This window comes from Reichenbachiella sp. (assembly GCF_965233835.1).
GTDB lineage: Bacteria > Bacteroidota > Bacteroidia > Cytophagales > Cyclobacteriaceae > Reichenbachiella.
The window spans coordinates 3,494,552-3,509,724 of sequence record NZ_OZ247585.1 but is presented as its reverse complement, the minus strand read 5'-3'; the positions used below and the strand labels follow the sequence as shown (position 1 = coordinate 3,509,724).

Below are 15,173 nucleotides of genomic sequence, written 5' to 3'. Positions count from 1 at the left end.
CGATATCAGCGGAGCCATTGACTTGTCTCTTGCTTCTTGATTCTTGTCTCTTGAATGTTATTATCTTTGACTCGACAACATTCCCACTTAGAAATTCAGGGAAACTATGTCCGATCACAAAATCACGTTTCTGATCCAATGCCACGACAGCAAGGGGATCATTTCCAAAGTCACCACTTTTTTCTTCGAAGAAGGATTCAATATCCTGAGTTGTCAGCAGTTTACCGACAATATTCAGGAAGCGTATTTTATGCGTGTGAGCCTTGATGCATCAGATTTAAGTTATAGTAGAGAAGAGCTCAAAACAAGGTTTGCTAAAGTGGCTGAGACCTTGTCTTTGAATTGGAGGGTGCACTTCACAGAAGACAAAGAAAATGTGGCTTTGTTGGCTTCAAAAACAACACATTGTTTGTTTGATATTTTGGAAAAGCACGGTGAAGGCAAACTGCATTGCCATATACCTTTGATCATATCCAATCATGAATCCATCAAGTATGTAGCCGATCAGTTTAATATCCCGTTTCATTTTTTACCTATCAGTGGCGAGAACTGGGCCGGCCAGCAGGACGTCATATTGAAGTTGATGGCTGAGCATCAAATAGACTTGATTGTCATGGCCAGATTTATGCGTATTCTTTCTTCAGAATTCATCAATCACTACCAAGAAAAGATCATCAATATTCATCATGCTTTCTTGCCAGCCTTTCAGGGGGCTAATCCATACCGAAGAGCATACGAAAGAGGAGTGAAGATGATTGGCGCTACGGCGCACTATGCCACCGACGATCTGGACGAAGGGCCAATCATAGAGCAAGACGTGGAGCGTGTCTCACATGCCAGCACACCGGCCAGCTTGGCGCAAATTGGTTCAGATATTGAAAGAAAGGTGCTAAGTAAAGCAGTCAAGTACCACCTGGATCATAGAATCATCGTAACAGGTAATCGAACGATCGTATTTCCGGAGACGGAGGATTAACTACGTTAATCAATATCAAAGTATTTTTTTAATTCTGAATCTGTGACATCGACGGTTGAGCTTATCAAAGGTGCCTTTTTTATATTAAATAGGAGAAAATTCCATTCTGGAGCTCCAGGTTGCGATAAATCAAGTGTCCAAGTTTCAGACTGGCCAGCAAATTTGAGTATGCCAGACTCAAGGTTTAATATTTTTATATTGAGTTTTTCAAGCTTTTCAGATGCTTTGTAATTATACCAATTCGTATCATCAGCAATCGTATAAAAATCACTTTCACCATATTCTTTTTTGAGCATCAATATTTGGTTGCTTGTCGGATTAATAAAAATTGCACAACTCTCTTCAATAGTAAAAGCTACTTTGTTTGATGTAGTTTCATAATTCGACAACATAAAATAACTGTCGTAGTTGTCCAAGGTGAATTTCTCTTGTGCTTTTGACTCCAAAAAGGAGAAAACGAGAATAAAAAGGGTTAGTCGCTTCATTTTCAAAATTTGAATCTATAAACTAAACTTCTTCAAATTCAACTCACATCGTTCTCCTTCGAGCAGATCCTTTGGTGTATTGTCAGCGAGCATATTGGTCACTTCTTTTACTTTCTGACGATAGTCTTTTTTCAGCTCCTTTCGTTTTATTGCTTCCAGAAACAGTCGCACTTCTTCTTGTGATTCCAGAATCAATTCAGGAACCTGAGTAGGTTTATCATTTTCGCCTTTGGCCACCATAGTTACGTATGAATTGTTGGTTTTTTTGAGGGTGCCTTCTTTTACATTTTCGGCAATCACGTTGATGCCCACTACAAGAGATGAGTTACCCACGTAAACCACAGAAGCTTTAAGGTGAACCAAATCACCAACCTCTACGGGCTCTAAGAAATCCACGTTATCGACCGACACAGTTACGCAGTAATTCGCTGCATGTTTGCTGGCACAGGCGTAGGCCACTTTATCAATCAAAGAAAGCAAAATACCCCCGTGAATCTTGCCACCAAAATTGGCGTAGGAGGGGATCATTAATTCAGTTATTGTTGTTTTAGAATAGCTAACAGATTTCGCTTCAGCCTTATGCATGTGTTCTGGTTTTGGATTAGAAAGGGCCAAATTAGCCATAATTAGGCGGTTTTCCGACGGAGTGATTTAGAATTAGAAGATTTATAAATTCTCCTTGGGCAAATTAAGAGTATCATATTGAACCGGTTTGATATTCAATACTTCCTCTATAAAAAGACTGGTTTCTTCGATTACACTATTGATATCGTTCGATTGCAGGTCAGAAGCCATTACATGATTATCGACATTTGGAAAGGCGATCACTCGTTTGAGTTCATCAGGAGTATTTGTTTTGCTGTCAAAATCCAAAATACCAGGTACTGAAATGACATGATCGGATTCCTCGTCGCTTTTGTAGTAGTAACCTATGAAATATGGTGATACTATTTTTTCAAAGACCTCGTCCTGCATAGTTTGGTCTAGTAATTCTTGTAGAGCGATCAGTGCCTCAGAGCGATAGGTGAGGGTCCAATAGCGTTCGATGGGCGTACCCACTTTAGTAGAGTCACCGACTTTATAATCACCGATTACCGCACGGGTCAGTTCTCTACCCCAAGGTTTGTTTAAGAGTATAGCGGTGGGGTCATCAATGGCTGTATTAGGGGAATAAAGAATTTGTGCTGCGATAGCCTGAGGGTTATGGGCAGTCAAAAAAATGGAAAGTGTACCGCCGGTAGAACAGGATACTAAAATGACCTTTTCTCCAATAATTTGACCAATGGCAATAGCCTCTGCTGCAGAATTCATGAGTGCAGCCGGAGTCAGACCTTCAAAGGCGTCGTCACCACTGAGACCATGATGTGACAATCGAGCAAGATACAAGTTGCAACCGTATTTCTTTGCGAGTGTTTGATGTACAGGGTTTGATTCCATGACTCCTGCTGAAAACCCGTGCAGGTAAACCATGGCGTATGGGGTTTTTCTTACTGAATCAGCCCATACGATACGAGACTCGTTTTCTGGTTTGATGTTTGGAAATTGACTTTCAAAAGCAGCAATGGTGCTGTCTATCTGATCAATGGAGATCGATAAGGTTGGTATCTCATCAGACACTCGTTCGAAGATAGGTCGTGGTCCTTGCCAATAAGCTAAGAATACCAATAATATAAATGCAATGATGATCTTGTATCGCTTCTTCATATTAGAAAGGTCGGTCAGAAACATGAATTAGACAATAAGCTAGCTTAAAAGCTTTTTTAAAGATCTGATTTTGGAAAAGTTGGACATAAAAAAACCATCCCGAATTTCGGGATGGTATCTATATCATTGTTGCCAAAGACAGGCTTTGGGTATATTGTCTTTTACTCGTTGTGCAACCAAGCTTTTTTAGCCAAAAGCTCGTCTTCTGTTTCTACGTAATCTGGATCATCCACACAACAATCCACCGGACAAACAGCTGCACACTGTGGTTCTTCATGGAAGCCGTTACACTCAGTACATTTTCCAGGAACAATGTAATACAAATCCTCATCAACGGGCTCTTGTGGTGCATTGGCATCCACCTGAGTACCGTCTTCCAGTTCAACTTCGGTCAAGCTAGTACCACCAGCCCAGTCCCACTCGATACCACCTTCGTAGATCGCAGTATTTGGGCATTCTGGCTCACAAGCTCCGCAGTTGATGCATTCGTCGGTAATAATTATTGCCATTTCCGTTTATTTATTGATACTTAAAATAAGTGTGCAAAAATACTGATTAATTTTACGCGCCAAAATGTTTGGCAGGTTAGTTTAACTATACTGATTTATTTGATTTATGTTGTTGATTGACAGAATAAAATCCTTTGAAAGCCTTGGAAATCGTTTGAAAAATCTTTCTAAAGATGAGCTAAATGAGCTGTGTCTGGGTGCTTTGAACGAAAATGCTTGGTTCGTAGAGGACAATATCAAGCTTGCTATAGGAGGAATTGGTTTGTTCTTGAATCAATCAGAAATCGAGCAGTGGCTATCAGTCTATGATCTCAATTCGATTGAACCAAAGAAAATTGGTGTAATTGCAGCAGGAAACATTCCGTTGGTGGGATTTCATGACGTGATGTGTGTGCTGCTCTCCGGGCATCATTTGTTGATCAAGGTGAGTTCAAAGGATGGGGTGCTGCTGAAGTTTGTTCTGAATGAACTTTTTAAAATTCAACCTGAATTTGAGCCTCAAGTGACTTTTGTAGAAAGATTGAATGAAGCAGACGCCTTCATTGCTACAGGAAGTGATAATTCTGCCCGATATTTTGAATACTATTTCAAAAACAAACCCAATGTGATTCGAAAAAACCGAACCTCAGTGGCTGTATTGACAGGGCAGGAGACGGTTGAGGACTTTGAAAATTTGGGAAGAGATATTTTTCAGTATTATGGTTTGGGCTGTCGAAATGTATCCAAAGCCTTTGTTCCAAAAGGATACGATTTTAAACCATTGTTAGACAATCTGAAGTCTTTTGAGCCAATCATACGTCATCACAAGTATCGAAATAATTACGATTACAATAAGTCTATCTACTTGGTAAATCGAGAACCATTCCTAGATACCGAGTTCTTATTGGTTCGAGAAAGCGATGAAATGGTGTCGCCAATATCCGTTTTATATTATCAGGAATATACGGACGAAAAAGAATTGGAATCTCTTTTAAGCGAACATGATGATAAAATTCAGTGCGTAGTAGGAGTGAGCTATATTCCATTTGGACAAGCGCAAAAACCAGCCGTTTCCGACTATGCTGATGGCGTGGATACCATGGCTTTTTTGACTGAATTATCTTGAATTTTCCTAGATTTCACCTCATTATAGGTCTCTTGGTAAGCTTTGTGTTCAGTACCCATCCAGCGATCCCACCAGCTAAAGTATAGTCCGTAATTGGCATTGAAATGTTTGTGATGCATGTCGTGATGCGTCGTAGTTGTGTGCCAGTTAAGCCATTTGCTATTTACAAAGTTTTTTGGGAATAGCTCAAAGCCCAAATGTCCCATGACATTTCGAGTGATCATGTAAATGAGAAAGGAAAATATCGCAATAGAGTGTAGCGGTATTGAAAAAATCAATATAGGGAATACAGCTGCTTGGACCACTGCTTCTAAAGGGTGAAAAGCATAGGCTGCCCAAGGGGATGGATTGGTAGATTGATGGTGGACTTTATGTACATATTTGAAAACACTTTTATGATGCATCCATTTGTGTGTCCAATAGAAGTAACAATCATGGAATAGAATCATGATAGCAAGGCTGATAAATACCCACGGCCACCCAAATTCACCAATATCTTGATATATCTGAGTACCTCCATGTGTCTTAGCATAGTGTATGGAAGTGCCAATCATTGAGAAAACTAAAACTGTGGACATTGAATAGGAAAACTCAGAGAGTTTTCTTTTTAAGCTAGGTAACTTTTTTTGAATGATGAGGTGTTCCAACGGTTTCTTCAAGATTACCCAAATCAGTAAGTAACTGCCTGAGGCAAATATGAAGTAGCGTAGAAAATCCACTACTATGATTCGTTTCCAAATATTGATTACTAATTCAAAATCCATAGAGATTTGAATTTAATCAAAAACTAGCACTCTTCCAGATCGCAATGCTCATTGGGAGACTCTAATTCAATGGTCACATGATCGATTTCTCCAGCTTTTAGTATGGCTCTGGCTTTTGATTTAATCCTTGCTCCAGTATCCAAATCAACATCATCATCAAGAACCAAATGAACGGTCATAATGTGATATTCACCGTCCATAGTCCAGGTGTGCATATCATGGACTTTACTCACATGTTGGATTTCTCGAAGTTGATTCTCTAACTCTGAGGTATTTACATCTGGAGGGATACTCTGTAAAATGATTTTAAGACTGTTTTTTAAGTTGCGGAAAACATTAAATAAAATATAGCTTGCTATCATAAGAGAAAGAATAGGGTCAAGAATTGGTAGGTCGAAGAAGTTCATGACAATACTTCCAACAAGCACTGCCACCCAGCCCAATACATCTTCTAGTAAGTGGAGAGAAACTACTCTTTCGTTCGCTGTTTTTCCTTTTCTAGTTTTGAGTACGGCAGCTCCATTTACTATGACTCCTAGTATAGCCAAAACAATCATACCCTTCGCGTCTGGTTGTTCTGGTTGGATTAGACGAGGTATGGTTTCCATCAAGATAAAAATAGAACCAACCAAAAGCACCACTGAATTCAGAATGGCACTGAGTACTGAAAATCGCTTGTACCCGTACGAAAAAGTGTGGGTCCTGCCTTTGTGAGAAATTTTCTGAAAGTACCACGATATACCTAAACTCAAACTATCACCTAAATCATGAATAGCATCAGAAATGATAGCCACACTGTTGACATACAGGCCGCCGACTATTTCAATGACAGTAAATCCAAGGTTAAGGAAGAATGCTGTCTTGATGTTGTCTACATCATGATGGTGATGATCATGTCCGTGATGGTGATGAGCCATTTATACTTTTTGTCCAGTAGGCAGACCGTCGAGGGAAGTCATGTTTTTCTCTTGCCAGTATTCTTTTACTTTTTCTCTGCCTTTTTTGTCATGATAAATATCCAACAAATCTCGGTGTTCTACAAAATCATATAGTGGCACAGCCATTCCGCAGGAGTGTTGGACGTATTCCACGTCAACCACGAAAATTTGTCTGGCTCCAGTATTCTTCTTAAAAAGTGGTCCATAGGTAGCCCATTCTTCATCCTGCTCATAGATCGCTTTTGCTGATCCGTAGATTCTCATGATATTTGGTTTGCCATCAAAAGCGCACATCATAATGGTCATCCTGTTGGTTTCCAGGATGTGAGCAGCTGTTTCGTTTCCACTGCCAGTGAGGTTAAGCCAGGCTACTCGCGTGGGGTTGATAATTCTGAAAGAATCCGTTCCCTTGGGAGATAGATTGATTTTGCCGCTTGTGGCTGCTGTGGCCACAAAAAACATTTGTTGTGCTTCTATGAATTTTCGTGTTTTTTCATCGATCGATGTAATGAGCTTTGACATAAAGTGTGATATTTAATTTCTTATAGAACGAATTAACCGCTGATGGGATGTTTTAATTTAGACTGGAAAATTAGCACTTACTTGAAAGTGAGGTGGAAGAATTAGATGAAATGCCTTCATGTTTTCGTCGAAATCTATTCATAATTGCCTCAATCATATATCAAAACAGTTATTTTAGAGTAACTGACCCAGGCGAAATGCATTTCTACAAGCACCAAAATAGACAATTCGAATCTGATATATTGACAGTGGGTTGTATAGCTGGCGTCATGCGAATGGTGGTTGCTATCTATAGAGACCTCCCACTAGAGGTTGTCAATTTGGATTTTATCGTTGATTGTTCGCTTTGTGCAATCTTCTTGCTGCCACTTATTTTTCTACGCTTCAGAATTCGCTTTGAATACATAGCAGTTCCCTTTTCTTTCTTGATGGTGGGCTTCTTGTGTGCCAATTGGATATTGCTCAATGGAATCAGAGGAATGGGTGAATATTACTTCATCGGAGGGATGATACTGATTGCCTTGATTAATAATGGAAGGTGGCTCGTGTTTTTTGTGGTAAGCTGTGTCCTACTTGAGGTTGCTCTGTTATATGTTGCTATTTTTCATATTGATTTGATGCCACAATTGAACCCTGGTGATATGAATGTTTATCATTATCTATGGGTCACAGTGGTGGTCACAGTCGCCTTGTTATACCACAAGTCACAGTTTGATAATAAACGAAAGGACCTAAGGAGAAATCAAAAGAGCTTAGAGTCAAAAATTAAGGTATTGGAAAACCAAAATGTGCAACTGGAGGAGCAAAAAGCCATGTTGCAAAAATCAAATAGTTGGTTGGAAGAAAATATCCAGCAGCGCAGTGAAAAGCTGATTGGACAGCGTGAATCCATTGAAAAATACCTGTCTGTTACGCTGTTTGAAATTGGGCCTTATTTGGAATCAACTGTTAGTTCAATTGATAAATTAGATAAAGGAACAAAGCAAACCCCTATGGGTACTTTACTTATGGAGTCTGCTGATCATTTGCAATCCGCCATTAGATCTGTCACTAGCAAATTGAAAAATGGCAATTATTATAATCCGAAAAACTAAGAAAAGCGTTTGATTCCAGTTAGCTCAGATATCGAATACAACGAATTAAAACTATTTAAAATAGTTTTAATAGGCTCTGTTGTATTTTGGTTTTTGGGCGTGGTCAAAGATTTATGGTTTGATGCTGATCAGACTATCACAACGTTGGATACTATTTCTTGCGTGATTGCACTAATCACTTGGGTAGCACTGTCGAAAGTAGCGAACCCTATTCAAATGACCAACTGGTACTGCTTGACCTGGCTGCCCATGTTTGTTTTGTATTGGAAATATTTAGGAGGAGTAGAAGGATCTGCAACCTATATCTACTTTTCAATATGTGTAATTTTTCTGGGGGTATTGAATGGAAAAGCTCGACTGTTTATGATTGTGTCGCTGAGTTTGGTCAACATTATTCTGACTTTGGATGCGGAACCTCAAGTACTGCTTAGCATCAATTCAACGGAAAACTTAATCAACCCACTTTCTTTCAACTACCTGTTCAACTCGGCAATTGTAGCAGCTGTTGTCGTTTTCATTAAAGTAAGATTTGATCAAGAACGAGAGGATATAGAAGCACAAAACCAAAACTTGGATAAGTTAAATACTGAGTTGCAAATAAAAAATCAGCTACTGAGCAATCAGCAAGAGCAAATCAGGGATATTCAGAATAACTTGGAGGAGTTGGTTCATGAACGCACCTTAGAGTTAGAAAATCGGAATAAGGAATTGGAAGCCTATGCGTACGACAATGCGCATGTAGTTAGAAGACCATTGTCAAATATTCTGAGTTTGTTGGAAATTCTGAATCAGGAAGATGTGGAAGGTGCGAGTAAGAATCAAATTAAGAATATTAAAAGAAACGCTCGAGATTTAGACGAGGTAGTACAAAAGATCAATATGATCTTACACTGATTATCGCAACAGGTACATTTTGCCAAACCCATTTTTAAATCCACGATCTGCTGAAGTTTCTCTATGTTTGAAGTTCTCTCCAGGATTTTTTATTAGAACTCTATACAAGTATACCCCATTGGCCAGCTGATCACCATAGTTGTCATGACCATCCCAGGCATATTCGGTTTTGTTATTTCCAATGTTGATAGGGCCTAACTCATCCATGAAAATTTCTTTAACAACTCTTCCAGAAATAGTAAGAATTTGAATCTTAATGTCTTCTGGAAACTCTGAGCCTGTAAGAGTGAATACAAATCGTGTACTAGAAGAGAATGGATTAGGGTAGGGATAGAAATTGGTAATGGTTGAGGCATTTATTACTTCAAAGTTGATTTCATAAGGTTTCAAACCAGAAGGATTGCCAGAAGCGTCATTGGCTAAAACTCGTAGACCGTAGATACCATCATCCAGCCGTTCGGGAGTGAATGTACTTTTAAAGTCTTCTTCAGGAGTAGCAGGAGACCAGGCCATTGTTGCGCTGCTGAAAGCGATACGTTCGAAGTCACATGTTTCGCAAGGCCTTTTCAGGTAGATGTTAATACCTGTTGTGTCTTCTTTCAATAGGTATGAATTTTCGTCATTCAGATGTATTTCTATAGAAGGAGTAGGAGATACGATATCACCATCCATGATTTGTATGCCATCAAAGGATACATCAACCAAAGGATTGGTCTCATCAGGATCGATCATGAGGTAGTTTGAAAAACGGGCTGAATTATTGAATGAATACACTTCGTTTGGATAGTTTCGATTAGTGTTTAAAATCAAATCATTGAGTCCCAGATTACCCATCGTTGCAAAATCAAAATCAAACTGGGCAGAATCACCCGCACTTAAAGGAGAAAGATTAAGAGAATCGGAATGTGAAATGCTACTACTAACATTTAAGAGTTCATAATTCACTTTGATTGAGTCTGAGAATTCTTTTTTGGAGAAATTCCAAAATGTATAGGAAGCATTGTAGGGCTGTCCTTCCTGAAGTTCTATCGGGCTGGAGGTCCCTTCTTGACTGTTTACAAGCAATAGACCCTCAGGAGCCGTCTCATAGTCCACTCTCCATGATTTGAGTTGGTGTGGAGTCTGAAGTACTGGATCACTTATTTCTAATTGCACCCTGGTATATGGGTAGAGGTTAGCATCTACATTACTCAAATCAAAATTGTTTAAAGAGGTGCTCTGATCTAGTAAGTCCTCCGTTCGATCCTGTTTAACTCCATATATCGATAGTGTCTTTGAATCATCGCCTGGATTACCAGAATCTTGAATATCAGCAGTTAACTGTGACCAGGACAAGGCCGGTCCTATGAGTCCTGAAGAAATTTCCCCGGTGTCATAACTACCATTTATTGTTTCTGTTAGCTGAAGTTGTTGTGCGTTTTTGGGAACTACACCTGAGGTGTCAATTCTTGCAGTACCGGCTGCCATATTTTTTGCACCAAACATAATAACAGGTTCGTCATCCTGAAGTGCATCTAAATTAGTCCTGTCAAAGCCTAAGGTTTCCAAAGCATCCTTAAATTCATTTGACCAAGTAGAATAATCGACTGCACCTAGTGAAAAAATCAATACTTTGTCATCATTTTCTAGGTTATCAATAAAAGCTTCAGGACCATATGATGCATTGCTCATATCCCCAGAAGTGTAGTTAAATATCACTTGAGGGAGGACACCACAAATTAGCGGCTGCAGCTCATCGAATCCTGGTGGTGAAACGGGTTTGAATGGTACCGTAGACTGTCGCTTGAACGCTAGAAAATTAATGGTGTTGTTTCTACATCCAGGATCGGCATGGGAGTTGGTAATGAAGTAGTTGCGATCGTTGAGTAGTACTTCTGTATCTTGATAATCGAAACTTGAATGATTCGATCCATAGTTTTGAACCTCAAGCTGTAATGTGGGAGATTGAAAACTCCATACGCCAGTATTGGGTTCTAAATCAAGTCCTTCAGTAATAGCCTCAGTAAATTGAACTGGGTTGTTTTGTGCCCAGCCTTCACCAAGATTTCTATCAAATATAAAAGAACTTGTAACCCACTCATCACCTTCAGAAGGTTGCGGGTCCGTAAATCGGGTTCGCCAATAGAAGACTCTACTGTTGGGAATGCTTCCTTTGCCTTCGAGATTAATATCTAGCTTGCCAATGACTTTTGTACTGATAGTTTGACTAATTAAGTACTGGCTGTCGAAGGTTGCTGAGGTGTCTATTTCAATGTCGAACGATCTTGTGCCAACTAGTAAGTTTGAAGACTGAAAATAGAAGGTTTGGCTAGGCTCGGACTGTGTGGATAGATTGCTAGGAAACAAATTGAATGTGCTGCCTGAAGATAAAAATACATCGATAGAAGCAGTGTTGTTGGTTTTGTCCATTTCGTCTATTCGATTGAATGGATCCAGATTGATGGTGAAAGTATTTAAACCTGAGGGATTACTCACTTCATTGTCTATGGTAAACTGGACAGTATCTTCTCTTAGTACTTGATCGTATAATTCAGGTCCGTATATTTTAGTACTGCCGTCTGCGAAGGTCCTCGTTATTGAAATATCAAAAGTGTCAGTAGCATAGATTCCAAAATTTCGAATATTCATCTCAAGGTAAAATGAGTCTACTGTAGCTAGCAACTCAGATCCATCAAAAGTTTCAACCTTGATGTAAGCCTCGTTTATGTCATAATCCGGTTTGTCCGGTCCGAATATTTTGACTGCGGGGTCACCTTGGAGGTTTACAAGCTGAACCTGAGAAATAGATGACTCTGATGAGCCATAAGTATTGATAAACCTTAAGGCAGTTTCTTTCTTGATTTCTCCTACAGACTTGCTGATGAATGACTCATCTGTAAAGCCAATGGTATAAAAGAGGTTCGTGTACCTTCTCAGGTTATTAGAAAAAGCTACATGACTGTGTGCCATGAAGCCCAACGCGCCTAAGTTTGGTGTGATAATCCAGTCTACACCGAAGGATTCGTTTTCACTGAAAAAGTCTCCAGCCAGACATCCGTTCACCATAAAAATGGGATACTTGCCTTTGTTGGAATAGCCGAATGCAGGATCCGAAACTTCTCCAATTTCTATGTCAGTAATACTACCACTGGAATGACCAAAGAAAGTGACCATCATGACACCGTCATTTATTTCATCTGATATATTGATAAACTCAACCGCACTGTTGTTGTTTTTAGAGAGTTGAGCAGACTCTCCTCCTAAAAGCTCACCTTCTGCTATACTGGCAAAGCCGTCAATGTATGAGCGAAATACATTGAGTTCAGATTCGGTGTTGCCTCCGCTAAGATGAACGAGGTTTTTTTGCCTTAACGTATTAAAGGGTAGTGCCTCTTCCTCAATGACTTTATTTAAATAAGCTTCGATATGATCTGGTTCTGTAGCATTTATTCGCCCTGTTGCGATCACACCATATCCATCACCTCCATCAAAGCCAGCAGAAAAGGGAACATCTGCTCCAGGATAGCCATACGTAGGAATGAAATGTCTGGTAGTCGTTGTCGTAGGATCTTGCCTGTAGTAATTGGCTTGCACATTTGATGCTTTCCCAATTAGGAAAAGGAATTCGGGAGTACCATTGTCGTAGATGTATTCACAGAAATTTCTAATGGCAAGGGGAGAGGGGTTGCCGTAGTTAAATTGATTGAAGATGGTTTCAATGTCGATGTCTAGCACGGTATACCCGCCTCCTGCTACGGATTCTCGATAGTTTTTGTAGGCAGTCACCTGATCTCCCTGACCACTGCTGGTGTTTCCTCTTAGATCACTGTGGCTGATCATCAGGTAGTTGTAATTGGCTGGGTTGAATAGGTTGAAAGATACTTCTTCAAAGGATGTAATTGTCTTTAGTCCTGACTGAGCAAATAGCGTCCTTTGAGTAGCTGTGTTGTCAATGACAGCATTGAATGTACCGGTGCCTTCGTTTATGCCTATTGATATTGGGGTTATTCTTGTGGAAATATCATAAAGGACAATGTTAGAAGGAGCGCTACTTACCTCTATATAGGACTTATTGCCACCGTTTGTTTTCATGACAAACCGATTATTATTGGCTGATCCCATATCATATCCCTTACTATAGTCTACTTTTATGTAAGAAACAGAAACACGGTCAGCAGCTCCAGCAACTCCATTTACTGTAGCTCTCACAAGCATGCTACCTCCAGTCATATCGGTCCAGTTGATCTGCTCTGAAACTAAATAATTTTCATCTGCATCGAAGGAAGCGGTGGCAATTTCCCTTAACGACCCTGAGTTTGGCCCTACGAAAATGGTGACATTATGACTGTTGTTATTACCTCCTACGAGCATGACTTCGATAGATGGATTGATATCATCCTGTACTTGATTGTTTAACCCGCTAATCGTATTATCCAAACTTTGGCCTAAGCTTGCAAAACTGCCGGTCCAGCCTTCCCCTCGATCATAAGTAGGGAGTACGATCTTGTTGTCCGAACCATAGCTCTGACCTTCATAATAGGCGTCTGTTTTTAATAACAGGCTCTCTTCAATGTGATAATTTTCAGCAGGTAAACCACCTGTGTTGTTTTCCGAAAATTCGTTCATTCGGAGGCCGGTTTCAAGGTTAACCTTATAGGTTAAGAAGTAGGCAGCCGTGTCGGAAAAAATATTGTAGTAAGTGTGTGGCTGATTAGCGGGGTCATTATACAGCTGGGTGTCAATACTTCCATCGCTTTTCTCTGCATAAAATTCTAAATAGTCTGATGCATCAAAACTCCCATCGATTTGACCCTCCACATGTATAGCCACTTCTTGGCCCTGATGGTACAGCTGTATTCTTCTTGGATCTACTATAGTTACGGGAAAACCAGAGGCGGCCAACTCTGGCTGGGTCATTCTGTAAATTCCATCCTCACCAATTTTGATTTTGAAATAACGCTGATTTGCATCTATCCATTCGTTGCCATAAGGTTGTGCCATGGTAGTAGTTAGTATGCATAAGAATGCCAAGGTGATATAACACTTATTTCTTATCATCAAATCCAAGTTTAAGTGAAATAACATGAGAGTATGGTGTTTCAGCCTGATCTCCTATGTCAGTGAGTGCATAGTCGATATTAAAATTTTGGAGTTTGACGCCTACACCAAAATTGGGTTGATAGACGGTGGAAGTAGTACGGTCAAAGTTTTGAATCTCTTGAAATTGGCCTGCGCCAAATCGAAGAAAGAATTTTGATATATAGCTGGCTTCTATTCCTATCTTTGGATCAATAGAAATGGTGTTTGACTTGATCAATGTGTTTCTTTTTCCATCGAAAGTAGTCTCTAGATCCATGGCCACGAGCAATCCAAATTTTTGCTTGATGGTAAATTGATAGCTGGCACCTAGAATGGCTCTTGGTAAAGTAATCTCGATCGAGTTTTCAGGAATTACATTGCCAGTCTGCGTATAAATATCTGCGACCAGTTCGGTGTTGTGCGACCAGGAATTATAAGTGCCTGTGATATCCCTGAGCATTACTGCTAGGTTAAGTTGGTTGAATGACTTTGTCGCACTCAGGTCTATCCCATAACCCCAAGCAGATGCAAAATTACCGGCATGTCGATAAATGATTTTGGCATTACCTCCTACATCAACGCCTCCAAGTATATCCAGTTTTCTGGCATAGGAAAAGAGAAATGCATAGTCTGAGGCAGAGAAGAATTGAATGTTGTCATAGTTGAGTGCACCATTGGCATCATACAAAAACCTCGTGTCAGGGATGTCGTCTATTCCAAATCGAATAACAGAAAAGGCAAGTGAACTGATGGAATCAATTTGAGTAGCGAAGCCTAGATAATCGTAGTTTGCAATACCTGCGAAATATTGGGCATGCATGAGGGAAACATCGTACTTGTATTCGAGTTGAGTGAGCCCCGATGGATTCCAGTAGCCAGCGCTTGCATCATTCGCTACAGAAGTAAAGGCACTAGCCATACCCAAAGCACGCGCGTTCACTCCAATCGCCAAAAATTCATTACTATATTTTGGTGTATTGGACTGAGCAAAGGAGTTGGAAATACATAGCCATCCCAGGATGGCGGCAATGACTATTCTCACGTGCATCAATTGAACTATCTCAACAAATCTAAATACTCTCACTTTGCTATTCAATTATATTCTATGAGTCTGATGAATTTCT

Annotated in this window: 13 protein-coding genes; 4 read left to right on the top strand and 9 right to left on the bottom strand. The window is 39.9% G+C overall.

Annotation, left to right across the window (positions count from 1 at the left end):
* Positions 1-106 precede the first annotated feature (106 nt).
* Positions 107-976: a formyltetrahydrofolate deformylase gene (gene purU / locus ACO6S2_RS14890; RefSeq protein WP_422359349.1), complete on the top strand. Its 870-nt coding sequence runs from the start codon at positions 107-109 to the stop codon at positions 974-976.
* Between the two features lie 5 nt (positions 977-981).
* Here purU and ACO6S2_RS14885 read toward each other — a convergent pair whose 3' ends face one another.
* From ACO6S2_RS14885 to ACO6S2_RS14870, 4 genes are all read right to left on the bottom strand, one after another.
* On the bottom strand, positions 982-1,461 hold the full coding sequence (locus tag ACO6S2_RS14885; protein ID WP_422359348.1) for a hypothetical protein: 480 nt from the start codon (positions 1,459-1,461) through the stop codon (positions 982-984).
* 15 nt (positions 1,462-1,476) lie between these two features.
* A complete protein-coding gene (locus ACO6S2_RS14880) occupies positions 1,477-2,085 on the bottom strand; it encodes an acyl-CoA thioesterase (RefSeq protein WP_422359347.1) in 609 nt (202 codons plus the stop codon).
* A 42-nt stretch (positions 2,086-2,127) separates the two neighbouring features.
* Positions 2,128-3,165, bottom strand: a complete 1,038-nt coding sequence (locus ACO6S2_RS14875) for an alpha/beta hydrolase (RefSeq protein WP_422359346.1) — start codon at positions 3,163-3,165, stop codon at positions 2,128-2,130.
* A gap of 161 nt (positions 3,166-3,326) precedes the next feature.
* Positions 3,327-3,674 carry a 4Fe-4S dicluster domain-containing protein gene (locus ACO6S2_RS14870; protein WP_348306928.1) on the bottom strand — a complete coding sequence of 116 codons (348 nt, stop codon included), beginning with the start codon at positions 3,672-3,674 and terminating at the stop codon, positions 3,327-3,329.
* A 106-nt stretch (positions 3,675-3,780) separates the two neighbouring features.
* Between ACO6S2_RS14870 and ACO6S2_RS14865 the strand changes: the two genes are divergently transcribed.
* A complete protein-coding gene (locus tag ACO6S2_RS14865; protein ID WP_422359345.1) occupies positions 3,781-4,779 on the top strand; it encodes an acyl-CoA reductase in 999 nt (332 codons plus the stop codon).
* On the opposite strand, the gene ACO6S2_RS14860 is transcribed toward ACO6S2_RS14865, so the two are convergent.
* Genes ACO6S2_RS14860 through ACO6S2_RS14850 form a run of 3 tightly spaced genes read right to left on the bottom strand, consistent with a single transcriptional unit; the run spans position 4,731 to position 7,003 of the window.
* The gene (locus ACO6S2_RS14860) at positions 4,731-5,543 is read right to left on the bottom strand and encodes a sterol desaturase family protein (protein ID WP_422359344.1); all 813 of its coding nucleotides are present in this window, start codon (positions 5,541-5,543) and stop codon (positions 4,731-4,733) included. The genes ACO6S2_RS14865 and ACO6S2_RS14860 overlap by 49 nt on opposite strands.
* Before the next feature lie 23 nt (positions 5,544-5,566).
* The gene (locus ACO6S2_RS14855) at positions 5,567-6,460 is read right to left on the bottom strand and encodes a cation diffusion facilitator family transporter (protein WP_422359343.1); all 894 of its coding nucleotides are present in this window, start codon (positions 6,458-6,460) and stop codon (positions 5,567-5,569) included.
* Complete coding sequence (locus ACO6S2_RS14850) at positions 6,461-7,003, bottom strand: pyridoxamine 5'-phosphate oxidase family protein (protein WP_422359342.1); 543 nt, start codon at positions 7,001-7,003, stop codon at positions 6,461-6,463.
* A 197-nt stretch (positions 7,004-7,200) separates the two neighbouring features.
* On the opposite strand from ACO6S2_RS14850, the gene ACO6S2_RS14845 reads away from it, so the two are divergent.
* Both ACO6S2_RS14845 and ACO6S2_RS14840 read left to right on the top strand, forming a co-directional pair.
* Positions 7,201-8,097: a hypothetical protein gene (locus tag ACO6S2_RS14845; RefSeq protein ID WP_422359341.1), complete on the top strand. Its 897-nt coding sequence runs from the start codon at positions 7,201-7,203 to the stop codon at positions 8,095-8,097.
* Positions 8,098-8,106: 9 nt separating this feature from the next.
* A complete protein-coding gene (locus ACO6S2_RS14840; RefSeq protein ID WP_422359340.1) occupies positions 8,107-8,991 on the top strand; it encodes a hypothetical protein in 885 nt (294 codons plus the stop codon).
* Here the strand turns inward: ACO6S2_RS14840 and ACO6S2_RS14835 are convergent, their stop codons facing one another.
* Both ACO6S2_RS14835 and ACO6S2_RS14830 read right to left on the bottom strand, forming a co-directional pair.
* On the bottom strand, positions 8,992-14,028 hold the full coding sequence (locus tag ACO6S2_RS14835; protein ID WP_422359339.1) for a C25 family cysteine peptidase: 5,037 nt from the start codon (positions 14,026-14,028) through the stop codon (positions 8,992-8,994).
* Positions 14,015-15,097: a PorV/PorQ family protein gene (locus tag ACO6S2_RS14830; protein WP_422359338.1), complete on the bottom strand. Its 1,083-nt coding sequence runs from the start codon at positions 15,095-15,097 to the stop codon at positions 14,015-14,017. The genes ACO6S2_RS14835 and ACO6S2_RS14830 overlap by 14 nt, the downstream gene beginning before the upstream one ends.
* Positions 15,098-15,173 lie beyond the last annotated feature (76 nt).